Origin of the sequence: Kitasatospora sp. NPDC089797 (genome assembly GCF_040684795.1) — a bacterium.
In the GTDB taxonomy this organism is placed as follows: domain Bacteria; phylum Actinomycetota; class Actinomycetes; order Streptomycetales; family Streptomycetaceae; genus Kitasatospora.
Genome location: NZ_JBFBGS010000007.1, coordinates 165,513 through 192,301, shown reverse-complemented (window position 1 = coordinate 192,301; position 26,789 = coordinate 165,513). Strand labels below are relative to the sequence as shown.

Here is a 26,789-nt window from a genome sequence, read left to right as displayed (position 1 = left end):
AATCACCGATTCGCTTTCAGAAGGGGTGCACGCCCACCATGACGAGCCAGGAGCAGCACCCCGCCCCCGGGGCCGGGACCACCCCGCCGCCCACCGCGGTCGCCGTGGTCGGCCTGGCCTGCCGGCTGCCCGGCGCCCCCTCCCCGGACTCCTTCTGGACCCTGCTCGCCGAGGGCCGCAGCGCCCTCGGCCGCCCGTCCCCCGAGCGCGGCCTCGACCCCGCGCTCCCGGACGCCGGCTACCTGGAGCGGGTCGACCGGTTCGACGCCGACTTCTTCGGCCTCTCCCCCCGGGAGGCCGCCGAGACCGACCCGCAGCAGCGCCTGCTGCTCGAACTCGGCTGGGAGGCACTGGAGCACGCCGGGCTCCCGCCCGCCGGCCTCCGCGGCACCCGCACCGGCGTGTTCGTCGGCGCGATGGCCCACGACTACCGGCTGCTGCGGCACCGGCCGGACGCGCCGCCGGCCTCCCGGCACACCCTCACCGGGCTCGGACACGGCCTGCTGGCGAACCGCGTCTCGTACACCCTCGGCCTGCACGGCCCCAGCCTCACCCTCGACACCGCCCAGTCCTCGGCGCTGGTCGCCCTCCACCTCGCCCACCGGGCCGTCCGCGACGGTGACTGCGACCTCGCCCTGGCCGGCGGCGTCAACCTCATCCTGAGCTCCGACAGCACCCTGGAGGCACGGGAGTTCGGCGGACTGTCCGCCGACGGCCGCAGCTACCCGCTGGACGCCCGGGCCAACGGCTACGCCCGCGGCGAGGGCGGCGCGCTCGTCCTGCTCAAGCGGCTCGACCGCGCCCGCGCCGACGGCGACCCGGTGCACGCGGTGATCCTCGCCAGCGAGACCAACCACGGCGGTGCGGCCGACGGCCTCACCGTGCCCTCCGCCGACGCCCAGCGGGAACTGCTCCGGCGCACCCTCCGACAGTCCGGCGTCGGAGCGGCGGACGTCCAGTACGTCGAACTGCACGGCACCGGCACCCCGGTGGGCGACCCCGTCGAGGCGGCGGCGCTCGGGGCGGCCTACCGAGGGGCGGACGGCGAGCGTTCCGGCAGCGGCCGGGCGGACGGCGCGCTGCTGGTCGGCTCGGCGAAGAGCAACGTCGGCCATCTGGAGGGCGCGGCCGGGATCGTCGGATTCCTCAAGGCCGTGCTCAGCATCCGGCACCGACTGGTCCCCGGTACGCCGCACCACCGCACACCCCACCCGCGCATCCCGCTCGACCGGCTCGGCCTGCGGGTGCCCGACCGCCTGACGGCGTGGCCCGCGCCCGGGCGCCCGCTGATCGCCGGGGTCAGCTCCTTCGGCATGGGCGGCGCCAACTGCCACGTCCTGTTGGCCGAACCGCCCGCCGAGCCCCTCGCCGAGCCCGTGCCGGCGGCCGGCTCCGGCACGGCCCCGGCGGCCGGCGGGGTGGCCTGGCCGCTGTCCGGCCGCACCGAAGCGGCGTTGCGGGCCCAGGCCACCCGGCTGCTCGCCCACCTCGACACGCGCCCCGACGCGGATCCGGCGGTCGACGCGAAGGCCGATCCGGGGGCCGATCCAGGGGCGGCCGGTCCCGCAGCCGACCCGACGGAGCTGGCGGTCGCCCTGGCCACCACCCGTACCCACTTCCGGCACCGGGCCGTCCTGCTCGGGGACGGCCGCGCCGAACTGGTCCACGGCCTCCGGGCACTGGCGGACGGCGCCGCCCATCCCCGGACCGTTCTCGGCACCGCGCCCGCCGTGCCGGCCGGCGGCCTGGCGCTGCTGTTCTCCGGCCAGGGCAGCCAGCGGGCCGCCACCGGCCGCGAACTGTACCGTTCCGTACCGGAGTTCACCGCAGCCCTGGACGAGGTCACCGCCGCGCTCGACCCGCACCTCGACCGGCCGCTGCGCGAACTGCTCTTCGCCGCACCGGACTCCGCCGAGGCCGCGCTGCTCGACCGCACCGAATACACCCAGCCCGCACTGTTCGCGCTGGAGACCGCCCTCCACCGGCTCGCCGAACAGCGGGGACTGAAAACCGCGTTCGTGCTCGGCCACTCCGTCGGCGGGATCAGCGCCGCGCACGCCGCCGGCGTCCTCGACCTCGCCGACGCCGCCGCCCTGGTCACCGCGCGCGGCCGGCTGATGCAGGCCGCCCGGGCCGACGGCGCGATGACCGCCGTCCAAGCCACCGCCGACGAGCTCGCGCCGCTGCTCGCCGCCCGCCACGGCAGGGTCTCCCTCGCCGCCGTCAACGGCCCCGACGCCGTGGTGCTGTCCGGCGACGCCGACGCGGTCGCCGAGTTGGCCGCCCACTTCGCCGGACAGGGCCGCCGCACCCGGCCGTTGCGGGTCAGCCACGCCTTCCACTCCGCCCACATGGACGGCGCGGTCGAGGAGTTCCGCCGGATCGCCGCCGGGCTGCGCTACCACCCGCCCCGGCTCACCGTCGTCTCCGACGTGACCGGCCGGGTGGCGGACGCCGGGGAACTGGCCTCCCCCGACTACTGGGCCGAGCAGATCCGCCGACCGGTCCGCTTCCACCAAGGGGTGCTCACCCTGGCCGGGGCCGGCGCCGGCGGCTACGCCGAGGCGGGCCCCGGCCAGGTGCTGACCTCGCTCACCCGGCAGATCCTCGCCACCGTCCCGGCGGCCGACGGCAGCCGCCGCCCGGTGGTGCCGCTGCTGCGCGGCGGCGCCGAGGAGCCGGCCGACCTGCTCCGCGCACTCGCCGAACTGCACGCCCACGGAGTGGAGTTCGACTGGCCGACGGCGCTCGGCCGGGCCCGTGGCCGCCGGACCGGCGACCGGCGGACCGCCCTGCCCACGTACGCCTTCCAGCGTGAGCGGCACTGGTTCACCGACCACCCACCGGCAACGCCCGCACCCACGCCGCCCATCGCCCGGGGCGCCGGGCTGCCGGAGGTACTCACCGCCCTCACCGCCGTGCTCGGGCACCGGGACGGCGAGCGGGTGGACGCCGACCTGACCTTCCGGGACCTCGGCCTGGACTCGCTCGGCGCCGTCGAGTTCAGCGACCGGCTCAGCGCCGCCACCGGGCGCGACCTGCCCGCCACCCTCACCTTCGACCACCCCACCCCACGGGCCCTGGCCGACCACCTGGCCGCGGCCGAGCAGCCCACCGTGGACGGCAGTCGCGTGGAACGGGACGAGGAGTTCCTCACGGCCACCGAGGAGCCGATCGCGATCGTCTCGACGGCGGGACGCTTCCCGGGCGGGCTGAACTCCCCCGAGGAACTCTGGGAGTTGGTCGAGCGCGGCGGGGACGCGATCGGCGACTTCCCGACCGACCGGGGCTGGCCGGCGGAGCTCCACCACCCCGACCCGGCCCGGCCCGGCCGCAGCTCCACCCGGCAGGGCGGATTCCTGGACGGGGCAGCGCAGTTCGACGCCGGGTTCTTCGGCATCTCCCCCCGCGAGGCGACCGCGATGGATCCGCAGCAACGCCTGCTGCTCGAAGTCGCCTGGGAGTCACTGGAACGCGCCGGACTGCGCCCCGCCGACCTGCGCGGAACCCGCACCGCCGTGTACGCGGGCCTCACCCAACTCGACTACGGCCCACGGCTGCACGAGCCCGCTCCCGGTCACGAGGGGCATCTGCTGACCGGGAGCACGATCAGCGTCGCCTCCGGCCGGATCGCCTACGCCCTCGGCCTGGAGGGCCCGGCGGTCACCGTGGACACGGCCTGCTCCTCCTCCCTCGTCGCGATCCACCTCGCGGCCCAGGCGCTGCGCACCGGCGAGTGCACGCTGGCGCTGGCCGGCGGGGTCACCGTGATGTCCGCCCCCGGCATGTTCACCGAGTTCAGCCGCCAGCGCGGTCTGGCTCCCGACGGCCGCTGCAAGCCCTTCTCGGCCGATGCCGACGGGACGGGCTGGGCGGAGGGCGTGGGCGTCCTGGTGCTGGAGCGGCTGTCCGACGCCCGGCGGCACGGACACCCGGTCCGGGCGGTGATCCGGGGCAGCGCCGTCAACTCCGACGGCGCGTCCAACGGGCTCACCGCGCCGAACGGGCGGGCCCAACAGCGGGTCATCGCCGAAGCGTTGCGGCGATCCGGCCTCACCCCCGCCGACGTGGACGCGGTCGAGGCCCACGGGACGGGGACGACACTCGGCGACCCCATCGAGGCCGCCGCCCTGATCGAAGCCTACGGACGCGACCGCACCGGCGAACCCCTCTGGGTCGGCTCACTCAAGTCCAACCTCGGCCACATGCAAGCCGCCGCCGGAGTCGGCGCCGTCATCAAAACCGTCGCCGCCCTCCACCACGGCGTCCTCCCCCGCACCCTCCACGCCGACAACCCCTCACCCCTCATCGACTGGAACACCGGCATCGCCCTCCTCACCGAACAACGCCCCTGGCCCGAACACCACCGCCCCCGCCGCGCCGGCATCTCCTCCTTCGGCATCAGCGGCACCAACGCCCACCTCATCCTGGAGCAGGCACCCCCGACAGCCGCACCCTCACCGACCCCCACCGGCCTGCCCGTCATCCCCTGGATCCTCACCGCCCGCACCGCCCCCGCCCTACGCGCCCAGGCCCACCGACTCCTCCACACCCTCGACGACACTGCCGACCCCGACCCCGACGCCATCGCCCGCGCCCTGGCCGGAACACGGACGGTCTTCGACCACCGCGCCGTCCTCACCGGCACCAACACCACCACCCTCCGCACCGCCCTCACCGCACTCGCCACCGGCCAACCCACACCCGGGGCCGTCCTCGGCGAAGCCCTCCCCGGCGCCCGCACCGCCTTCCTCCTCACCGGCCAGGGCAGCCAACGCCCCGGCGCCGGACACGAGCTCTACCGCACCTTCCCCACCTTCCGAACCGCCCTCGACAAAGTGACCACCGCCTTCGACCGACACCTCCCACACCCCCTCCGCGACATCCTCTTCGCCCACCCCGACACCCCCGAAGCCCACCTCCTCCACCGCACCGCCTACACCCAACCCGCCCTCTTCGCCCTCCAAACCGCCCTCCACCACCTGGTCCGCACCCTGATGCCCGCGCCCGATGCGCTCCTCGGCCACTCCGTCGGCGAGATCACCGCCGCCCACCTGGCCGGCGTGCTGTCGCTGGACGACGCGGCCGCGCTGGTCGCCGCCCGCGCCCGGCTGATGGACGCCCTGCCCGAGGGCGGGGCGATGGCCTCGATCGAAGCGGAACCGGCCGAGATCGAAGCGGAGTTGGCGGCAGCCCCCGGCCGGATCGCCGTCGCCGCCGTGAACGGCCCGCTCGCCACCGTGGTCTCCGGCGACGCGGAGGCCGTGGACGCGGTGGTGGCCCGCTGGCGCGGCCGTGGCCGCCGGGCCGCCCGGCTGCGGGTCAGCCACGCCTTCCACTCCCCGCTGATGGACCCGATGCTCGCCGAGTTCCGCCGGGTCGCCGAACAACTCAGCTACCAGGAACCGGAGGTGCCGGTGGTCTCCAACCTCACCGGCCGAGCCGCCGAGCCGGGCGAGCTGACCGATCCTGCGTACTGGGTGCGGCACGCCCGGGAGGCGGTGCGCTTCCACGACGGCCTGACGGCCCTGCGGGCGGCCGGGGTCCGGCAGTTCGTCGAACTCGGGCCGGACGCCGTGCTCACCCCCCTGGTGGAGACGGCGCTCGCCGCCGAGCCGGGCGACGAGCGGGCCGTGGTCGTGCCGACCCTACGGCGCGACCGGGGCGAGGTGTCCGGCCTGCTGCTGGCCCTCGGCGCACTGTTCGTCGACGGCGGCGACGTGAACTGGCCCGTCCTGCTGGGCCGTCCGCGCGCAACCGCCGAACTGCCGACCTACCCCTTCGAGCACCGCCGCCACTGGCTGGACGCGCCGACCGCGACCACCGGGCCCGGAACGACCGGCCACCCGCTGCTGCACACCGAGGTGGAACTCGGCGACGACGGCGGTGCGGTGCTGACCGGCCTGGTGTCGGCCCGGACCCAGCCGTGGCTGGCCGACCACACCGTCGGCGGGACGGTACTGCTGCCCGGCACCGCGCTGCTCGAACTGGCCCTGCGGGCAGGGGTGTCGGTGGGCCTCCGGGCCCTGGAGGAGCTGACGTTGGAGTCCCCCGCCGTGCTGCCCGACCAGGGCGCGCTGCGGCTCCAGGTGGTCGCCGGACCGGTGGACGACCAGGGCAACCGCCCGGTGGCGGTGTACTCCCGCCGCGACGACGCCGACCCGGCCGCGCCCTGGACCCGGCACGCCTCCGGAACCCTGACGGCCACGGCCGCATCCGACCCGTCCCGGGCATCCGTCCCGGCAGCGGCCGCGACCGACACCTTCTACGCCGAACTCGCCGCCGAGGGCTACGGTTACGGCCCGGCCTTCCGGGCGGTCACCGCCGTCGGCCGCGACAGTGCGGGGTGGACCGCCGAGCTCCAACTGCCCGAGGAGCTCGACCTGTCCGGCTTCCTGCTCCACCCGGCGCTGCTGGACGCCGCCCTGCACCCGCTGGTGAAGGGCCGCGGTGACCGAGGCAGCGGCCGGATCGCCCTGCCTTTCGCCTGGTCCGGCGTCTCCCTCGGCCCGGCCGCCCCCGCGACGGCGGCCCGGGCCCGGATCGTCCCGGCCGGTCCCGACTCCGCCCGGCTGGAGCTGACCGCCGCCGACGGCGCACTCGTCGCCGCCGTCGCCGCGCTGACCCTGCGCGAGGTGGAGACCGCCCGCCTCGACGGGTCGGACGGTGCGGCCGCCCGCGACCTGCTGCGGATCGACTGGCAGCCCGCCGAACCCGCCCGGCCGGCGCCGGCCCGCTCGGTGGCCGTCCTGGGCGCTCCCGACCCGGAGCTGACGGCCGCCCTCCGGGCCGCCGGAACAGCCGTACGGGAGCCGGCCGGCACCGCGGCCCCGGACGTCCTGCTGCTGCGCGTACCGGCCGACCAGGACGAGCCGCCGGGCGCCGCGCACACCGGTGCCCGGGCCGTCCTGGCGACCCTCCAGAACGTCCTGGCCGATGAGCGGCTGGCCGACAGCCGGGTGGTGGTGGTCACCGAGGGCGCGACCGCGGGTGGCGGGCCGCACGCCCTCGCGGCCGCCGCGGTCGGGGGCCTGGTCCGCTCGGCGCGCGGCGAGCAGCCGCCGGGACGGCTGGCCCTGGTCGACCTGGACGGCACCCCGCAGTCGCTGCGCGCGCTCCCCGCCGCGCTCGCCCTGGACGAACCCGAAACGGCCCTCCGCCGGGGCCGCCCGGTGGTGCCCCGGCTGGCCCGGGTCGGCGCCGGAGCGACGGCGGACGCCCGGGCCGTGGACCCGGACGGCACGGTGCTGATCACCGGCGGCACCGGCGCGCTCGGCGCCCTGCTGGCCCGGCACCTGGTCCGGACCGGGCAGGCCCGCCGCCTGCTGCTGGTCAGCCGGCGCGGCCCGCTCGCCCCCGGCGCCGCCGCGCTGCTGGAGGACCTGGCGGCGCTCGGCGCGGAGGCCACCGTGGCGGGCTGCGACGTCACCGACCGGGCCGCCCTGGCCGAGCTGCTGGCGGGCATCCCGGCCGACCGGCCGCTGACGGCGGTGATCCACACCGCGGGCGTCCTGGACGACGGGGTGCTCGCCGCGCTGACACCCGACCGGCTGGCCGCCGTCCTGCGGGCCAAGGCCGACGCCGCCTGGCACCTGCACGAGCTGACCCGGGGCGCGGACCTGGCCCGGTTCGTGCTGTTCTCCTCGGTCGCCGGGGTACTGGGCACCGCCGGCCAGGCCAACTACGCCGCCGCGAACGCCTTCCTGGACGCCCTGGCCCGCCACCGGCAGGCCCTCGGGCTGCCCGCCACGGCGCTGGCCTGGGGCCTGTGGTCCGGCTCCGGCGGGATGGGCGACCGGCTGGACGAGGCCGGCCGGTCCCGTTTCGAGCGCCTGGGCCTGGCCCCGATCGGCGCCGAGCGCGGGCTCGCCCTGTTCGACGCCGCGCTCGCCCGGCCCGACGCCGTCCTGGTGCCCGCCCCGACCCTGCCGGCCGTCCTGGAGCGGGCGGCCGCCGAGGGACGGCTCGCCCCGATCCTGTCCGGGCTGGTCCGCCGGACGACCGCCTCGACCGCCCCGACCAACCCGACCGCCGGGCGGGCACCGGCCGGCTCCGGCCTCGTCGAGCGGTTGACCGGCCGGCCCGCCGAGGTGCGGGCGGCACTGCTCGGCGACTACCTGCGCGAGAAGGTCGGCGCGGTGCTCGGCCATGCCGCGCAGACGCTCAGCGAGCACCGCGGCTTCCTGGAACTCGGGGTGGACTCGCTGACCGCCGTCGAACTGCGCAACCGGATCAACACCGACACCGGTCTGCGCCTGCCGCCCACCCTGCTGCTCGACCACCCGACCATCGGCGACCTGGCCCGGCACCTCGACACCGCGCTGGCCCCACCGCCGGACGCCCCCTCCGCCGACCGGCTCCGCGCGGACATCGACCGGCTGACCGCCGCCCTGGCCGCCCTGAGCGACCCCGAACGCGAGCCGCTGATCACGGCGTTGCGCGACCGGCTGGCACCGCTCGACCCGCTCCACCCCGACCTGGACACGGCCACCGACGACGAGATCTTCGACCTGATCGCCGAGGAGTTCGGCATCACCGACAGCGAGGAGGGCTAGGTCCTCTCCTCTGGATCACGCCGGGCGGGCGACGCCGGAGCACGCACCTCGGCGGCTTGTCGTCCGACGCCGATGCTCCGCACGGACTCCCTCCTCCGCACCACCGATGCACGCACTCCAACGCCGCCCGCTGATCCGACGTGATCCACAAGAGAGGACCCAGGCCATGAGCCCAACGGAGGAGAAGCTCCGCGGCTACCTCAAGCGCGTCACCACCGAGCTGCGGCAGAGCCGCCGCCGGGTCGACGAGCTGGAGGCCCGGGAGTCCGAGCCGATCGCGATCGTCTCGACGGCGGGCCGCTTCCCGGGCGGCGTCAACTCACCCGAGGAACTCTGGGAACTGGTGGAACGCGGCGGGGACGCCGTCGGCGCCTTCCCGGCGGACCGGGGCTGGCCGGAGGACCTGTACCACCCCGACCCGGCCGAGCCCGGCCACAGTTACACCCGCGAGGGCGGATTCCTCTACGACGCCGGTCAGTTCGACGCCGAGTTCTTCGGTGTCTCACCCCGGGAGGCCGCCGCCATGGACCCGCAGCAGCGCCTGCTGCTCGAAGTCGCCTGGGAGTCACTGGAACGCGCCGGACTGCGCCCCGCCGACCTGCGCGGCACCCGCACCGGAGTGTTCGCCGGGGTGATGTACCACGACTACGGCTCCCGGTTCCGGCGCGCCCCGGAGGAGTTGGAGGGCTATCTGGTCGTCGGCAGTGCGGGCAGCGTGGTCTCCGGCCGGATCGCCTACACCCTCGGCCTGGAGGGCCCGGCAGTCACCGTGGACACCGCCTGCTCCTCCTCCCTCGTCGCGATCCACCTCGCCACCCAGGCCCTCCGGAGCGGCGAGTGCACCCTCGCCCTGGCAGGTGGCGTCACTGTGATGTCCACCCCCGCGACCTTCGTGGACTTCAGCCGCCAGGGCGCCAACTCCCCGGACGGACGGTGCCGTTCGTTCGCGGCCGGCGCCGACGGGACGGGCTGGGCGGAGGGCGTGGGCGTCCTGGTACTGGAGCGGTTGTCCGACGCCCGGCGCCACGGGCACCCGGTCCTCGCCGTGGTCCGGGGCAGTGCGGTGAACCAGGACGGCCGCAGCAGCCAGCTCACCGCGCCGAGCGGTCGGGCCCAACAACGGGTCGTCGCCGAAGCGTTGCGGCGATCCGGCCTCACCGCGGGCGACGTGGACGCGGTCGAGGCCCACGGGACGGGGACGACACTCGGCGACCCGATCGAGGCCGCCGCCCTGATCGAAGCCTACGGACGCGACCGGACCGGCGAACCCCTCTGGGTCGGCTCGCTCAAGTCCAACCTCGGCCACATGCAAGCCGCAGCCGGAGTCGGCGCCGTCATCAAGACCGTCGCCGCCCTCCACCACGGCGTCCTCCCCCGCACCCTCCACGCCGACAACCCCTCACCCCTCATCGACTGGGACGCCGGCATCGCCCTCCTCACCGAACAACGCCCTTGGCCCGAACACCACCGCCCCCGCCGCGCCGGCATCTCCTCCTTCGGCATCAGCGGCACCAACGCCCACCTCATCCTCGAACAAGCACCCCCCACGCCCCGACCCCAACCGACCCCCAGCGGCCTGCCCGTAGTCCCCTGGGTCCTCTCCGCCCGCACCGCCCCCGCCCTACGCGCCCAGGCCCACCGACTCCTCCACACCCTCGACGACACTGCCGACCCCGACGCCATCGCCCGCGCCCTCGCCACCACCCGCACCACCTTCGACCACCGCGCCGTCCTCACCGGCACCGACACCACCACCCTCCGCACCGCCCTCACCACAATCGCCACCGGCCAACCCACACCCGGCGCCGTCCTCGGCGAAGCCCTCCCCGACGCCCGCACCGCCTTCCTCCTCACCGGCCAGGGCAGCCAACGCCCCGGCGCCGGACACGAGCTCTACCGCACCTTCCCCACCTTCCGAACCGCCCTCGACAAAGTGACCACCGCCTTCGACCAACACCTCCCACACCCCCTCCGCGACATCCTCTTCGCCCACCCCGACACCCCCGAAGCCCACCTCCTCCACCGCACCGCCTACACCCAACCCGCCCTCTTCGCCCTCCAAACCGCCCTCCACCGCCTGCTGGAGTCCTGGGGTGTCCGACCCGACCGGCTCGCCGGGCACTCGATCGGCGAGATCACCGCCGCCCACGTCGCCCAGGTCCTCACCCTGGAGGACGCGGTGACCCTGGTGGCCGCCCGGGCCCGGCTGATGGACGCCCTGCCCGAGGGCGGGGCGATGCTCGCGGTCGAGGCCGACGAGGCCCGGGTGCTGGCCGAACTCGACGCCGTGGACGGCGTGGTGGCCGTCGCCGCCGTCAACGCACCGGACTCGACCGTGGTGTCGGGCGACCGCGGCGCCGTCGATCAGCTGGCCGCCCGCTTCCGGGCGTCGGGCCTCCGGGTCAGCCGGCTGCGGACCAGCCACGCCTTCCACTCCCCCCTGATGGAGCCGATGCTCGCCGAGTTCGGCCGGATCGCCGCCGCCCTGCCGCACCACCCCCCGCGCATCCCGATCCGTTCGGCCCTGGACGGTGAACTCTTCGACACCGGACACCCGTTGACGGCCGAGCACTGGACCGCCCACGCCCGGCAGGCGGTCCGCTACCTGGACGCGGCGCGCGGACTGGCCGCCGACGGCGTCACCGGCTACCTCGAACTCGGCCCGGACGCCGTCCTCACCGCGCTCACCCGGTCCGCCCTGGACGACTCCTCGGTACGGGCCGCGGCGTCCGTGCTGCGCCGCGACCGGCCCGAGCCGGAGACCCTGCTGACCGCCCTCGGCACGCTCCACGCCCACGGCACACCCGTGGACTGGACCGCGCTGCTCGGCGGCGTCCCCGGCACGGCCGAGGGATTGCCGACCTACGCCTTCCAGCACGAGCGGTACTGGTCGCAGGCCCCGGCCGAGCCGGGCGGCGGAGCGTCCGCGCCGGCTGCGGACGGCCTCTGGTCGGCGATCGCCCGACAGGACGTCGGAACGGCGGCCGACCTGCTGCGGGTCGACGGCGAGGCCGGGCGGTCCGCCCTCGGCACCGTGCTGCCCGCACTGGCCGACTGGCGTGCGGCCCGCGAGCGCGACGGTGAACTCGACGCCTGGCGGCACCGGGTGGCCTGGCGCCCGGCGGCCGAGGCCGAGCCGGTCGGCGCGCCCGGACGCTGGCTCCTGGTCCTGCCCGCGCCGGTCCAGTGGACCGCGCCGGAGCAACGGACCGCGCCGGAGCAGCCGCCCACCGACGGGACCGAACGGCTCCGGCTCTGGCAGGACCTCCTGGACGCCGCTCTGCGCCGGGCCGGTGCGACGGTCGAGCGGATCGAGGTGACACCGGAGGCCGACCGGACGGAACTGTCCGCACGCCTCGCGGCAGCGGCCGGCCGCCCGACCGGAACGGGCCGGGACGCCCCGCTCGCGGGAGTGCTCTCCCTGCTCCCCTTGGTGTCCGCACCGGTCGAAGGGCACCCGGCCGTGCCGGGCTCCCTCGCGGGCACCCTGACCCTGCTCCAGGCGATGGAGGCGGCCGGGGTGGCGGCCCCGCTCTGGTCGGTGACCACGGGCGCCGCCGCCACCGGCCCGGGCGACCCGGTGGCCGACCCGACCGGGGCGCTGGTCTGGGGCCTCGGGGCGGTCGCCGCCGCCGAGACCCCCCAGTGGGGCGGCCTGATCGACCTGCCCGGCGAACCGGGCGGGCGGGCCGCCGCCCGGGCCGTCCGGGCGCTGCTCGCGGGCGGACCGGAGGCGGAGCTCGCGGTGCGGGCCGAGGGCCTGTTCGCCCGCCGGCTGGTCCCGGCCGCGACCGTGCCGACCGCAACCGTGCCGTCCGCTCCCGGCGCCGCGCCCGTGCCGCTGTCCGCACCGAAGGGAACGGTGCTGATCACCGGCGGCTCCGGTGCCCTGGCCGGGCACACCGCCCGGTGGCTCGCCCGCCGGGGCGCCGAGCACCTGCTGCTGGTCAGCCGACGCGGCGCGGCCGCGCCCGGCGCCGCCGACCTGGCGGCCGAGCTGACCGCACTCGGCGCGGGCGGGGTGAGCTTCGCGGCGCTGGACGTGGCCGACCGGGCCGCGCTGGCCCGGCTGCTCGCCGAGCTGCCGGACGGCCTGCCGCTGACGGCCGTGGTGCACACGGCGGCGGTGCTGGACGACGCCACGCTGCACGAGCTGACGGTGGCGCAGCTGGACCGGGTGCTGCGGGTGAAGGCGCTCGGGGCGCGGCACCTGGACGAGCTGACCCGGGGGCTGGACCTGGAGGCCTTCGTGCTGTTCTCCTCGGCCGCCGCGCTGACCGGACTGCCCGGGCAGGGCAACTACGCGCCCGGCAACGCCTATCTGGACGCCCTGGCCCTGCACCGCCGGGCCGCCGGGCTGCCCGCGACCTCGATCTCCTGGGGCCTGTGGGCGGGCGAGGGCATCGCCGACCCGGCGGCCGCCCGGCAGAGCCGGCGGTCCGGCCACCTTCCGATGGACCCGGGGACGGCCCTCGCCGCGCTGGACCGGGCGCTCGCCGAGTCCGTGCCGCACCTGCTGGTCGCGGCCGTCGACTGGCCGGCGCTGGCCGCCGTCCGTCCCCACCCGCTGCTCGCCGAGCTGCTCCCCGCGGCGACCGGCAGCCGCACCGCGGACCCCACCGCCGGCCCCACATCCGACCCCACCGCCGGCCCCACCGACGACGCCCGTCTGCGGGCCGAGCTGACGCCCCTGCCGCCGGCCGAGCGCAGGGCGCAACTCCTGCGCCGGGTACGAGCCGAGGCGGCCGCCGTGCTCGGCCGTCGGGACGGCGACACGGTGGCCCCGTTGCGGGGCTTCCGGGACCAGGGCTTCGACTCGATCGCCACCGTCGAGCTGCGCAACCGGTTGAGCCGCCTGACCGGTCTGCGGCTGCCCGCCACCCTGGTCTTCGACCACCCGACACCGGAGGCCCTGGCCGACCGCCTGGTGGAGCGGCTGGACCTGCCGAGCCCGGCCGACACCGGCACGGGAGGCACCCTGCTGGCCGAACTCGACCGGCTGGAGCGGCTGTTCGCCGCACTCGACCCGGACGACCCGGACCGCGACCAGGTGTTGGACCGGCTCGGCGCCCTGGCCGGGGTCCGCCGCGACTCCGGGATCGGCGCGGGCCTGGCCGCCGCGAGCGACGACGAACTGCTCGACTTCATCGGCCGGGAACTCGGCATCTCCTGACCGTCCGGCCCCGACCCGCGCGCAGTGCCCGCGGACGGATGACCCAGCTACGAAGGATGAGACCTTGAACGACGGCAGGATGCGCTACCTCCTGGAGCGGGTGACCGCCGAACTGCACGAGACCCGGCGCGAGTTGCGCGAGGTGAAGGACCGCGGCAGCGAGCCGGTGGCGATCGTCGGCATGGCCTGCCACTTCCCTGGCGGCGTCGACTCCCCGGAGGACCTGTGGCGGCTGGTCGCCGAGGGCGGCGACGCGGTCGGCGGCTTCCCCGCCGACCGGGGCTGGGACCTGGCCGCGCTGTTCGACCCCGACCCGGACCACCCCCGGACCTCCTCCACCGCCCACGGCGCGTTCCTGGCCGCGCCCGGCGACTTCGACGCCGACTTCTTCGGCGTGTCGCCGCGCGAGGCGCTGGCCAGCGACCCGCAGCACCGGCTGCTGCTGGAGACCGCCTGGGAGGCCTTCGAGCGGGCCGGGCTCAGGCCGGGCGACCTGCGAGGCTCCCGCACCGGGGTGTTCGTCGGCACCAACGGCAACGACTACCCGCCGCCCGCCGGCACCGCGCCCGAGGAACTGGAGGGCTACCTCGCGGTCGGCAACGCGGCCAGCGTCGCCTCCGGCCGGATCTCGTACAGCCTGGGCCTGGAGGGCCCGGCGGTCACCGTGGACACCGCCTGCTCCGCGTCCTCGGTGGCGCTGCACCTGGCGGTGCGGGCGCTGCGCTCGGGCGAGTGCGACCTGGCGCTGGCCGGCGGGGTCACGGTGATGACCACCCCGCAGATCTTCGTGGAGTTCTCCCGGCAGCACGGCCTGTCCACCGACGGCCGGTGCAAGGCCTTCGCGGCGGCCGCGGACGGCACCGGCTGGTCGGAGGGCGTGGCACTGCTGCTGGTCGAGCGGCTCTCGGACGCCCGGCGGCACGGCCACCGGGTGCTGGCCGTGGTCCGCGGCACCGCCGTCAACCAGGACGGCGCCTCGCACGGCCTGACCGCGCCCAACGGCCCCGCCCAGCAGCGCGTCATCCGCCAGGCGCTGGCCGACGCCGGGGTCACCGCCGCCCAGGTCGACGCGGTCGAGGCGCACGGCACCGGCACCCGGCTCGGCGACCCGATCGAGGCCCAGGCCCTGCTCGACACCTACGGGCAGGAGCGGGCGGCGGACCGGCCGCTCTGGCTGGGTTCGGTCAAGTCCAACCTGGCGCACACCCAGGCCGCGGCCGGCGCGGCCGGGGTGATCAAGATGGTCCAGGCGCTGCGCCATCAGGTGCTGCCGCGCACCCTGCACGTGGACGAGCCCTCCCCGCACGTGGACTGGGCGTCGGGCGCGGTCCGGCTGCTCACCGAGGAGCGGCCGTGGCCCCGGACGGACGTGCCCCGGCGGGCGGGGGTGTCGGCGTTCGGGGTCAGCGGCACCAACACCCACGTGATCCTGGAGGAGGCGCCGCCGGAGCCGGACCCGGAGCCCCCCGCGACCCCGGACGGCCCGCTGGCCTGGACGCTCTCCGCCCGCACCGACGAAGCCCTCCGGGCGCAGGCCGCCCGGCTGGCCGCGGCGCTCCGGGAGGACGTCGACGGCCCGCACCCGGCCGCGGTCGGGCACGCCCTGGTCGCCGAGCGCACCGCGTTCGAGGAGCGCGCCGTGCTGGTCGGCCGGGACGCCCCCGCACTGCTCGCCGCACTGGACGCGCTGGCCGCCGGCGAGCCGTCCCCCGCCGTGCTCCGGGGCCGGGCCGGCGCCGACCGCAAGGTGGTCCTGGTGTTCCCCGGCCAGGGCGCCCAGTGGCTCGGCATGGCCGCCGAACTCCTCGACACCGCACCGGTGTTCGCCGAGCGGATCGCCGCCTGCGGAAAGGCCCTGGCGGAGTTCGCCGACTGGTCGCTGGAGGACGTGCTGCGCGGCCGCGACGGCGCGCCCGGCTACGACCGGGTCGACGTGGTGCAGCCCGCGCTGTGGGCGGTGATGGTCGCGCTGGCCGCGCTCTGGGAGTCCTACGGGGTGCGCCCGCACGCGGTGGTCGGCCACAGCCAGGGGGAGATCGCCGCCGCGTACGTCGCCGGGGCGCTGACCCTGGAGGACGCGGCGCGCGTGGTGGCGCTGCGCAGCCGGGCGATCGTCGCGCTGGCCGGCTCCGGCGGGATGGCCTCGGTGCCGTTGCCGCTCGCCCGGGCGGAGGAGCTGATCGCGCCGTGGGGCGACCGGCTCTCCGTCGCAGTGGTGAACGGCCCGTCGGCGGTGGTCGTCGCGGGTGAACCGGCGGCGCTGGACGAACTGGTGGCGCTCGGCGAGCGGGAGGAGCTGCGGATCCGCCGGGTACCGGTCGACTACGCCTCGCACTCCCCGCAGGTCGAGCGGATCCGCACCGCGCTGGCCACCGCGCTGGCCCCGGTCGCGCCGCGCGCCGGGCACACCCCGCTGCTGTCCACCGTCACCGGCGATTGGCTGGACACCGAGCGGATGGACGGCGACTACTGGTACACCAACCTGCGGGAGACCGTCCGCTTCGAACAGGCCGTCCGGCGGCTGCTCGACAGCGGTCACACCGTGTTCGTCGAGGCGAGCCCGCACCCGGTGCTGACCGCCGCCGTCCAGGCCACCGCCGAGGACGCCGGGCACCCGGACGCCTCGGCCACCGGCTCGCTGCGCCGCGACGAGGGCGGGCCCGCCCGCTTCCTCGCCTCGGTCGGACAGGTCGCGGTCACCGGGGTGCCGGTCGACTGGACTCCCGCGCTCGGCCCGCGCCCCGCCGCCCGGGTCGACCTGCCGACCTACCCGTTCCAGCGCCGCCGCTACTGGCTGGAACGGCGCCCCGAGCAGGGCGGCGACCCGCTCGGCCTCGGCCTGCGGGCCGCCGGGCACCCGCTGCTCGGCGCCGTCCTCCGGCCCGCCGAGGGCGGCGGGGCGACCCTGACCGGGCGGCTGTCCGTCGCCACCCATCCGTGGCTCGCCGACCACACCGTGCTCGGCCGGACCGTCGTCCCGGGCACCGCCCTGGTCGAACTCGCCGTCCGCGCCGGGGACGAGCTGGACCTCCCGGTCCTCGAAGAACTGGTGCTGGAGGCGCCGTTGGTGCTGCCCGCCGGGCAGGCCGTCGAACTCCAGGTGACGGTCGGCTCCCCGGACGACGCCGGGCGACGGCCGGTGACCGTGCACGCCCGGGTGCAGCAGGAGCGCGCCGGGTCGGGCGACTGGCGACGGCACGCGCACGGCGTGCTCGCACCTGAGCGGGACACCACCGAGCCGAGCGCCGCTGGACCGAGCGCCGCTGGACCGGACGCCACCGAGCCGAGCGCCACTGAACCGAGCGCTGTCGGGGCCGTCCGGTCGACGGCCGGCGGGGACTGGCCCCCGGCCGGGGCCGTCGCCGTCCCGCTGGACGGCCGCTACCAGCGGCTGGCCGAGACCGGGCGGGCCTACGGTCCGCGCTTCCAGGGCCTGCGCGCGGCCTGGCGGCGCGGCGAGGAGTTCTTCGCCGAGATCGCCCTGGGCGAGGGGGAGCGGGCCGACGCCGCCCGCTACGGCCTGCATCCGGCCCTGCTCGACGCCGCCTTCCACCTCGCCGAGCCGCCCGCCTCCGACACCGCACAGGGCGAGGGCGTGCCGCTGCCGTTCGCCTGGACGGCGGTGCGGCTGCACGCGGGCGGCGCCACCGCGCTGCGGGTGCGACTGCGCCCCGGCGCGGGAGGCACGGTCGCGCTGGACGCCACCGACCCGGCCGGCGCGCCGGTACTCACCATCGGCGCGCTGGCCTCCCGACCGGTCCACGCCGATCAGCTGACCGACCCGGCTGCCGGGTTGCCGCTGCACCTCGCCGGCTGGGCCGAACTCCCGCTCACCGCAGCCGCCTTGGACACCACAGCCGCCACCTCTCCCGGAGCCGATCGTGAGCCCGGGACCGCCCACGATCCCGACACCGACCGGTGGGCGGTGCTCGGCCCGGCCCGGATCGACCTCGGCCGCGACCTCCCGGCCTACCCGGACCCGGCCGCCGTCGCGGCGGTGGACCCGGCGGCCGCACCCGCGACCCTCTGGCTGCCGGTCCCGTCCGGCGGCACCGGCCCGGTGCCGGAGCGCGCCCGGGCGGCGCTGCACACGGTGCTGACCACCGTCCAGGACTGGCTGGCCCGGCCCGAACCGGCGGACCGCCGGCTGGCCGTGGTCACCGCCGGGGCGGTGTCCGTCGCCGGGGAGGACGTCGACCCCGCCGCCGCGCCGGTCTGGGGACTGCTGCGCTCCGCCCAGGCCGAGCACCCCGACCGGCTGCTGCTGGTCGACCTGGACGGCACCCCCGGCTCCCGGCGCGCCCTGCCCCGGGCGCTGGCCGCCGCGACCGCAGCCGGGGAGACCCAGCTGGCGCTGCGCGACGGCACCGCCTCGGTACCCCGGCTGACCGTGCATCCCTCGGCCGTCCACCCCTCGGCCGCGCATCGCTCGACCGCCCGCCCGACCGCCGCCCAACCGACAACCGCCCACCCGGCGACCGACGCCCCGGCCGGCCGGCTGCTCGACCCCGACGGCACCGTCCTGGTGACCGGCGGCCTGGGCCTGCTCGGCACACTGGTGGCCCGCCGACTGGTCGTCGAGCACGGCGCCCGGCACCTGGTGCTGGCGGCCCGGCGCGGGGCGGACACCCCCGGCGCGGCCGGGTTCCTGGCCGAACTGGCCGGGCTCGGGGCGCAGGCCGTCGCGGTCGCCGTCGACGTGGCCGACCGCGAGGCGCTGCGCGCCCTGCTCGCCGGGATCCCCGCCGACCGGCCGCTGACCGCCGTGGTGCACGCCGCCGGTGCGCTGGACGACGGGCTGCTCACCGCGCTGGACCCGGCCCGGCTGGACAGCGTGCTGCGGCCCAAGCTCGACGCGGCCTGGCGCCTGCACGAACTGACCCAGGACGCCGACCTGTCGGCCTTCCTGCTGTTCTCCTCCGCCGCCGGCGTGCTCGGCGTCCAGGGGCAGGCCAACTACGCGGCCGCCAACGCCTTCCTGGACGCCCTCGCCGTCCACCGGCGCGCCGCCGGGCTGCCCGCCGCCTCGCTCGCCTGGGGCCTGTGGGCGGACGGCAGCGCCTTGACCGGCCACCTGGACGGTGCCGACCTGGCCCGGCTCGCCCGCCAGGGCGTCCGACCGCTGACCACGGACGAGGGCCTCGCCCTGTTCACGGCCGCGGTCCGCGCCGACCACCCGCTGCCGGTGCCGCTGGCGCTGCGCCCGGACGCCGACCCGGCGGGGCTGCCGCCGGTGCTGCGCGGGGTGCTGGCCGGGCCGCGCCCCGGCCGCCGGAGCGCCGCCGCTGCCCCGGCGGCGGGCGCGCCGGGCGGGCTCGCCGCCCGGCTGACGGGCCTGGACGCCCGGCAGCGGCGGGACGCGCTGCTCACCCTGGTCCGCCGGGAGGCCGCCGTGGTGCTGGGCCGGACCGAGCCCGACGGGGTGGCCGCCGACCGGGCGTTCAAGGACCTCGGCTTCGACTCGCTGACCGCCGTCGAACTCCGCAACCGCCTGGCCACCGCCACCGGACTGCGGCTGCCCGCCACCCTGGTCTTCGACCACCCCACCGCGCAGGCCCTGGCCGCCCACCTGGACGCCGAACTCCCGGGCAGCCGGGGGTCGTCCACCCCCGCACCCGCGGCACCGGACGGGCGCCCGGACGAGCGGGACCCGGTGGTCATCGTCGCGATGAGCTGCCGCTTCCCCGGCGGGGTGGCCACCCCCGAACAGCTCTGGGAGCTGGTCGACTCCGGGCGGGACGCCATCACCCCCTGGCCCACCGACCGCGGCTGGGACAACGCGTCGCTCTACGACCCCGACCCGGACCGCCCCGGCCGCACCTACACCCAGTACGGCGGGTTCCTGCACGACGCCGCCGACTTCGACGCCGCGTTCTTCGGCATCTCCCCGCGCGAGGCGCTGGCCACCGACCCCCAGCAGCGGCTGCTGCTGGAGACCGCGTGGGAGGCGTTCGAGCGGGCCGGCGTCGACCCGGGCACCCTGCGGGGCAGCCGGACGGCGGTCTACACCGGCGTGATGTACAACGACTACGCGGGCCGACTGCGGGAACTGCCCGAGGAGTTGGAGGGCTATCTGCACAACGGCAGTGCCGCCAGCGTGGCCTCCGGACGGATCTCCTACGCCTTCGGCTTCGAGGGCCCGGCCGTCACCGTCGACACCGCCTGCTCCTCCTCGCTGGTCGCCCTCCACCTGGCCGCCCAGGCGCTGCGCGCCGGTGAGGCCGACCTCGCGCTGGCCGGCGGGGTGGCCGTGATGGCCTCGCCCGCCGGGATGGTCGCCACCTCGCGGCACCGCGCCTTCGCGCCGGACGGCCGGGTGAAGGCCTTCGCCGCCGCCGCGGACGGCACCAGCTGGGCGGAGGGGGTCGGCCTGCTGCTGCTGGAACGGCTCTCCGACGCCCGCCGGGCCGGACACCCGGTGCTGGCCGTGCTGCGCGGCAGCGCCGTCAACCAGGACGGCGCCTCCAACGGCCTCACCGCGCCCAACGGCCCGGCCCAGCAACGGGTGCTGCGGCAGGCGCTGGCCGCCGCCGGGCTGGCCCCGCAGGAGGTGGACGCGGTCGAGGCGCACGGCACCGGCACCCGGCTCGGCGACCCGATCGAGGCCCAGGCCCTGCTGGCCGTCTACGGGCCGGGGCGCTCGCCGGAACAGCCGCTCTGGCTGGGCTCGTTGAAGTCCAACCTGGGCCACACCCAGGCTGCGGCGGGCGTCGCCGGGCTGATCAAGATGGTCGGCGCGCTGCACCACGGCCGGCTGCCCGCCACCCTGAACGTCGACCGGCCCGCCCCCGAGGTGGACTGGACCGCGGGCGGGGTCCGGCTTCTGACGGATCATCAGGAGTGGCCGGAGACCGGCCGTCCGCGCCGCGCCGGGATCTCGGCCTTCGGGGTGAGCGGCACCAACGCCCATGTGATCATCGAGCAGCCGCCCGAGCCGGTACGGCCGCCGGCGCCCGAGCAGCCGCCCGGCCCGCCCGCCACCGCGCCCGGGCCGCTGCCCTGGGTGCTCTCCGCCCGTACGGCGGGCGCCCTCGCCGCCCAGGCCGCCCGGCTCGCCGAGCACCTGGCCGGGACGCCCGAGGCACCCGCCGACCTGGCGCACACCCTGCTGACCGGGCGGGCCCGGTTCGAGCACCGCGCCGTGGTCGTCGCCGCCGAACCGGCCGCGGCGGCCGGTGCCCTGCGCGCCCTGGCGGCCGGCGAGACCGCCGCCGAGCTGGTCCGGGGCCGGGCCGACGGCCCGCCCCGGACGGTGTTCGTGTTCCCCGGCCACGGCTCCCAGTGGGCCGGCATGGCCCGCGAACTGCTGGACACCGCACCGGTGTTCGCCGAGCGGATCGCGGAGTGCGGGCGCGCCCTCGCGCCGCACGTCGACTTCGACCTGACCGACGTGCTCCGCGAACGCCCCGGCGCGGCCCCGCTGGAGCGGGTCGAGGTCGCCCAACCCGCCCTGTGGGCCGTCCTGGTGGCGCTCGCCGCGCTCTGGGAGTCGTACGGGGTGCGGCCGGACGCGGTGGTCGGGCACAGTCAGGGCGAGGTCGCCGCGGCCACCGTCGCCGGGGCGCTCGGCCTGGACGACGCGGCGCTGATCGTCGCCACCCGCAGCCGGATCCTGGCCGGCCTGGTCGGCCAGGGCTCGATGGCCTCCGTCGCGCTGCCGGTCGCCGAGGCCGAACGGCGGCTCGCCGCCTGGCCGGACCGGCTCGCGGTGGCCACCGTCAACGGCCCGAACGCGGTGGTGGTGGCCGGCGAGGAGGACGCCCTGGACGAGCTGGTCGCCGCCTGCACCGCCGAGGGCGTCCGGGCCAAGCGGCTGCGGGCCGCCACCCTGGCCGGGCACTCCCCGGTGATCGACCAGGTGCGCGGCGAACTGCTGGCCGCCCTGGACCCGGTCCGGCCGGGGACCGCGCGGCTGCCGATCTGGTCCACCGTCACCGCCGGACCCGTCACCGGCACCGAGCTGGACGCCGGGTACTGGTACCGCAACCTGCGGCAGACCGTCCGCTTCGCCCCCGTCGTCCAGCAGCTCGCCGAGCCGGGCCGCACCCTGTTCATCGAGGTCAGCCCGCACCCCGTGCTCACCGGCGCCATCCAGGACACCCTGGACGCCACCGGGCTGGCCGGCACCGCCGTCGAGACGCTGCGCCGCGACCACGGCGGCCCGGACCGCTTCCTGCTCTCCGCGGGCGCCGCGCTCGCCCAGGGCGCGCCGGTCGACTTCACCGGGCTGCTGACCGGCGCCCGGTCGGTGCCCACCGCCCTGCCCACCTACCCCTTCCAACGCCGCCGCTACTGGCTGGACGTCGAACTCGGGCCGCTCACCTCGGCGGTGGCCGCCGGCCCGGACGAGGACGGCCCGACGGCGGACGACGACGACCCCGCCCGCCGGCTGGCCGCCCGACTGGCCGGGCTGGCCCCCGAGCAGCGGCAGGCCGAACTGCTCGACCTGGTCCGCCGCCAGGCGGCCGCCGCCCTGGGCCACGCCGACACCGAGGAGGTGCTTCCCGACCGGGCCTTCCGCGACCTCGGCTTCGAGTCGCTGACCGCCGTCGACCTGCGCACCCGGCTGGTCACGGCCACCGGGCTCGCTCTGCCCGTCACCCTGGTCTTCGACCGGCCCACCCCCGCCGCGATCGCGGCCCACCTGGCCGAGCGGCTCGCCGCGGCCGCCGCCGACGGGCCGGAACTCCCCCGCCTGCTCGCGCTGTTGGAGCACGCCCTGCCCGACGCCGGGCTCCCCGGTTCGGAGCTCGCCGGTTCGGAGCTGCCCGGCACCGAGGCCGACCGCCGCGAACTGGCCGCCCGGCTGGCCGCCCTGGCCGCCCGACTCGACCCGGATCCCCGGCCCGACGCGGCCGACGGTCAGCCCGCTCCCGTCCTCGACCGGGAGCTGGACCTGGCCGGTGCCAGCGACGAGGAACTGTTCGCCGAACTCGACCGGGCCCACCCCCGCGCGGGAACCGCCCCCACCGGAAGGAGCGGCCACGATGGCCGATGAGGAGAGGCTGCGGCAGTACCTGCGCCGCGCGCTCGCCGACGTGCGCGAGGCCCAACGGCGGCTGGACCAGGTCGAGTACGAGCGTGCCGAACCCGTCGCCGTGATCGGGATGGCCTGCCGCCTGCCGGGCGGCGCCGACTCCCCCGACCGGCTGTGGGAGCTGGTCACCGCCGGGCGCGACGCCGTCGGCGAGTGGCCCGGGAACCGCGGCTGGGACACCGACGCCCTCTACCACCCCGACCCCGCCGTCCCCGGCACCAGCTACGCCCGGCACGGCGGATTCCTCGCCGACGCCGCCGACTTCGACGCCGCCTTCTTCGGCGTCTCGCCGCGCGAGGCGCTGGCCACCGACCCCCAGCAGCGGGTACTGCTGGAGACCGCCTGGCACGCCCTGGAACACGCCCGGCTCGACCCGGACGACCTGCGCGGCAGCCGGACCGCCGTGTTCGCCGGGCTCACCGCGCAGGAGTACCACACCCGCCCCGGGGCGGCCCCGGCCGAGCTCGAAGGCCACCTGGGCATCGGCAACCTGGCCAGTGTCGCCTCCGGCCGGATCGCCTACACCTTCGGTTTCGAGGGCCCGGCCGTCACCGTCGACACCGCCTGCTCCTCCTCGCTGGTCGCCCTCCACCTGGCCGTGCGCTCGCTGCGGTCCGGCGAGAGCGACCTCGCGCTGGCGGGCGGCGCCACCGTGCTCTCCTCCCCCAGCGGGTTCGTCGAGTTCTCCCGTCAACGCGGCCTCTCCCCGGACGGCCGCTGCCGTTCCTACGCGGCGGCCGCCGACGGCACCGGCTGGGCCGAGGGGTCGGGCCTGCTGGTGCTGGAGCGGCTCTCGGACGCCCGCCGCCACCAACACCGGGTGCTGGCCGTGGTCCGCGGCACCGCCGTCAACCAGGACGGCGCCTCCAACGGGCTCACCGCCCCCAGCGGCCCGGCCCAGCAGCGGGTGATCCGCCAGGCCCTTGCGGACGCCCGGCTCACCCCCGACCTGGTCGACGCGGTCGAGGGGCACGGCACCGGCACCACCCTCGGCGACCCGATCGAGGCCCAGGCCCTCCAGGCCGTGTACGGCACCGGGCGCGATCCCGAACGGCCGCTCTGGCTCGGCTCCTTGAAGTCCAACCTCGGCCACACCGCGGCCGCGGCCGGCGTCGCGGGCGTGATCAAGATGGTGCAGGCGATCCGCCACCGCACCCTCCCGCGCACCCTGCACGTGGACCGGCCGACCCCTCATGTCGACTGGACCGACGGCGGCGTGCGACTGCTCACCGAGCCGCGCGACTGGCCGGACACCGGCCGACCGCGCACCGCCGGAATCTCCGCGTTCGGGGTGAGCGGGACGAACGCCCACGTGATCCTCGCGGAGGCCGAGGCCGAGGCCGGGGAAGCCGAGGCCGAGATCGGGAAGGCCGAGGCCGAGGAAGCCGTTCCCGGAGCCGGGTCCGCCGAGGCACCCCCGCTGCCCTGGGTGCTGAGCGCCCGGAGCGACCCGGCCCTGCGGGCCCGGGCCCGGCAGCTCGCCGCGGTACTGCGCGGGGCGGACGCACCCCCGGCCGCCGACGTCGCGTGGTCGCTGGCCGCCCTCCCCCGGCACCCGCTGCGCGCCGCCCTGGTCGCCCGCGACCGCGCGGAGGCCGCCGCCCGGCTGGAGGCACTCGCGAACGCCCCCGGCCCGGCCACCCCCGCCGACTCCGGCCGGACGGCCTTCCTCTTCACCGGCCAGGGCTCCCAACGCCCGGGCATGGGAGCCGGGTTGTACCGCCGCTACCCGGAGTTCGCCCGGGCCTTCGACGCCGTCACCGCCGAACTCGATCGGCACCTCCCGTTCTCCGTCGCCGACGCCGTCCTGCGCACCGACGACGCCGACCGGCTGCACCGCACCGAGTACGCCCAGCCCGCACTGTTCGCCCTCCAGACGGCGCTGCTGCGACTGCTGGACTCCTGGGGCGTACGCCCGGACCTGGTGGCCGGGCACTCGGTCGGCGCGCTCGCCGCCGCCCACGCCGCCGGGCTGCTCGAACTCCCGGACGCCGCCGCCCTGGTGGCCGCGCGCGGACGACTGATGCAGCAACTGCCGCCCGGCGGCGCGATGGCCGCCGTGGAGGCGACCGAGCAGGAGGCGGCCGCCGAACTCGCCCGGCACGGCGCCGCGGTGGGCCTGGCCGCGGTCAACGGACCGCGCGCCGTGGTGGTCTCCGGTGACGAGTCACCGGTGGCGGCCGTCGCCGAGGCCTTCCGGGCGCGCGGGCGCCGGGTCTCCCGGCTGTGGGTCAGCCACGCCTTCCACTCGCACCGGATGGACCCGGTCCTGGACGAGTTCCGCACCGTGGTCAAGGGGCTGGCGTTCCGGCAGCCGCGCACCGCCTTCGTCTCCGACCTCACCGGCCGGCTCGCCCCGGCCGCCGCACTCGCCGACCCGGACTACTGGGCCGAGCACGCCCGGCAGCCGGTGCGCTTCCTGGACACCGTCCGGACGCTGCGCGCCGAGGGCGCCACCCGCTTCCTGGAGCTCGGCCCCGACGGCGTCCTCACCGCCCTCACCAGCGACGCCCTCACCAGCGACGCCCTCGCCGACGAGGCGCTCACCGGCGACGCCCGCGCCGATGAGCAGCCGCGGCCGCGCCCGCGCCCGGCCACCCTGGCCGCCGCCCTGCGCCGGGACCACCCGGAACCGGAGACCCTGCTGACGGCCGTCGGCCGCCTGCACTCCGCCGGCGCGCCCGTCGACTGGTCCGGCCCGTTCGGCCGACGGCCCGGCCGGCGGGTCGATCTGCCCGGCTACCCCTTCCAGCGCACCCGCTTCTGGCTCGACGGCGCCGCGGCGGCCCCCCTCCCCGACCGCAGCGCCCCGGCCCCCCGTCCCGCCGCCCCGGCCGACTGGGTCGGGCGCCACGCCGCCCTCCCCGCCCCCGAGCAGCTCGACGCCCTGCTCGTCCTCGTCCGCGCCGAGGCGGCCGCCGTGCTCGGGCACGCCGACCCGGACGCGCTGGCCGCCGAGACGGCCTTCGTCGAGCACGGCTTCGACTCGCTCACCTCGGTGGAGCTCGGCGCCCGCCTCTCCGCCGCGACCGGGCTGCGGCTCTCCGGCGCGCTCACCATCCACCACCCCGACCCGCTCGCCCTCGCCGAGCACCTGCACCGGGAACTCCGGCAGCGCCGCGCCCCCGCCGGCACCGGCCCGGCCGAGCCCCTGGCCGCCGTCTACCTGGACCTGTGCCGGGCCGGACGGATCCCGGCCGCCACCCAGGTGCTGGTCTCCGCGTCCGAACTCCGCACCCCGTTCACCGCCGACGACCGCTCCGGGCACGCCGTCCCCCCGGTCGCGCTGGCCGCGGGCCCGGCACCGCTCGCCCTGGTCTGCTTCCCGGCCCTGACCGCGCTGTCCGGGCCGCACGAGTACGCCCGGTTCGGGCAGGCCCTGGACGGACGGCGGACGGCGCACGCCGTCCCGGCCCCCGGGTACCGACCCGGCAGCGCGCTGCCCGACTCGGTGCGGGCCTTCGTCCGGCTCCAGGCCGATGCCGTCCAGGAGCTCTACGGGGAGCGGGAGTTCGCCGTCCTGGGGCGTTCGCTCGGCGGGTGCGTGGCGCACGCCGTGACCGCCGAGCTGGAGCGGCGCGGGGTGCGACCGGCCGGGCTGGTCCTGGTGGACGCCTACCCGATGGACACCGCCGCGCTGCCGGGCATGGAGTGGTGGATGCCCGCGATGGTGAACGGGATGCTGGAGCGGCTCGGCACCCAGGACCTCGCCCTGACCGACACCGGGCTCACCGCGATGGGCGCCTACCTGCGCGCCTTCGGCCCCTGGCAGCCCGAACCGATCGCCGCCCGCACCCTGCTGCTGCGCGCCGGGCAGCCGCTGCCCGGCACCGGGCGCCGGCCCGGCGGCCCCGACTGGCGCGCCTTCTGGCGACTGCCGCACGAGAGCGCCGACATCCCCGGCGACCACTTCTCGGTGCTCGAGGACCACTCCGCCGGCACCGCGGACGCCGTCCACCACTGGCTCACCGAGCTGGACCGCTGACCGCCGACCAACTGCCCCACCGACAGACCCACGAGGAGA

Annotated in this window: 4 protein-coding genes; all 4 read left to right on the top strand. The window is 77.3% G+C overall.

Annotated features, from left to right (window positions below; all coding sequences use genetic code 11):
• The first annotated feature begins 38 nt into the window (after positions 1–38).
• The 4 genes from AB0O91_RS08025 to AB0O91_RS08010 all read left to right on the top strand — a co-directional run bounded on the left by AB0O91_RS08025 (position 39) and on the right by AB0O91_RS08010 (position 26,750).
• Positions 39–8,555, top strand: coding sequence for a type I polyketide synthase (locus tag AB0O91_RS08025; protein ID WP_363429107.1), 8,517 nt, complete (start codon positions 39–41; stop codon positions 8,553–8,555).
• 166 nt (positions 8,556–8,721) lie between these two features.
• On the top strand, positions 8,722–13,728 hold the full coding sequence (locus AB0O91_RS08020) for a type I polyketide synthase (protein WP_363429105.1): 5,007 nt from the start codon (positions 8,722–8,724) through the stop codon (positions 13,726–13,728).
• A gap of 64 nt (positions 13,729–13,792) precedes the next feature.
• Positions 13,793–22,726 (top strand): SDR family NAD(P)-dependent oxidoreductase, encoded by an 8,934-nt coding sequence (locus AB0O91_RS08015; protein WP_363429103.1) that lies wholly within the window; start codon positions 13,793–13,795, stop codon positions 22,724–22,726.
• Entirely contained in the window at positions 22,716–26,750 is a 4,035-nt protein-coding gene (locus AB0O91_RS08010; RefSeq protein ID WP_363429101.1) for a beta-ketoacyl synthase N-terminal-like domain-containing protein, read from the top strand. Before AB0O91_RS08015 ends, AB0O91_RS08010 begins: the two co-directional genes overlap by 11 nt.
• Positions 26,751–26,789: the final 39 nt, after the last annotated feature.

Excerpts from the sequence above, each read along its gene's own strand:
- AB0O91_RS08025 (WP_363429107.1), top strand. The coding sequence starts at position 39 with ATGACGAGCCAGGAGCAGCACCCCGCCCCCGGGGCCGGGACCACCCCG.
- AB0O91_RS08020 (WP_363429105.1), top strand. The coding sequence starts at position 8,722 with ATGAGCCCAACGGAGGAGAAGCTCCGCGGCTACCTCAAGCGCGTCACC.
- AB0O91_RS08010 (WP_363429101.1), top strand. The coding sequence starts at position 22,716 with ATGGCCGATGAGGAGAGGCTGCGGCAGTACCTGCGCCGCGCGCTCGCC.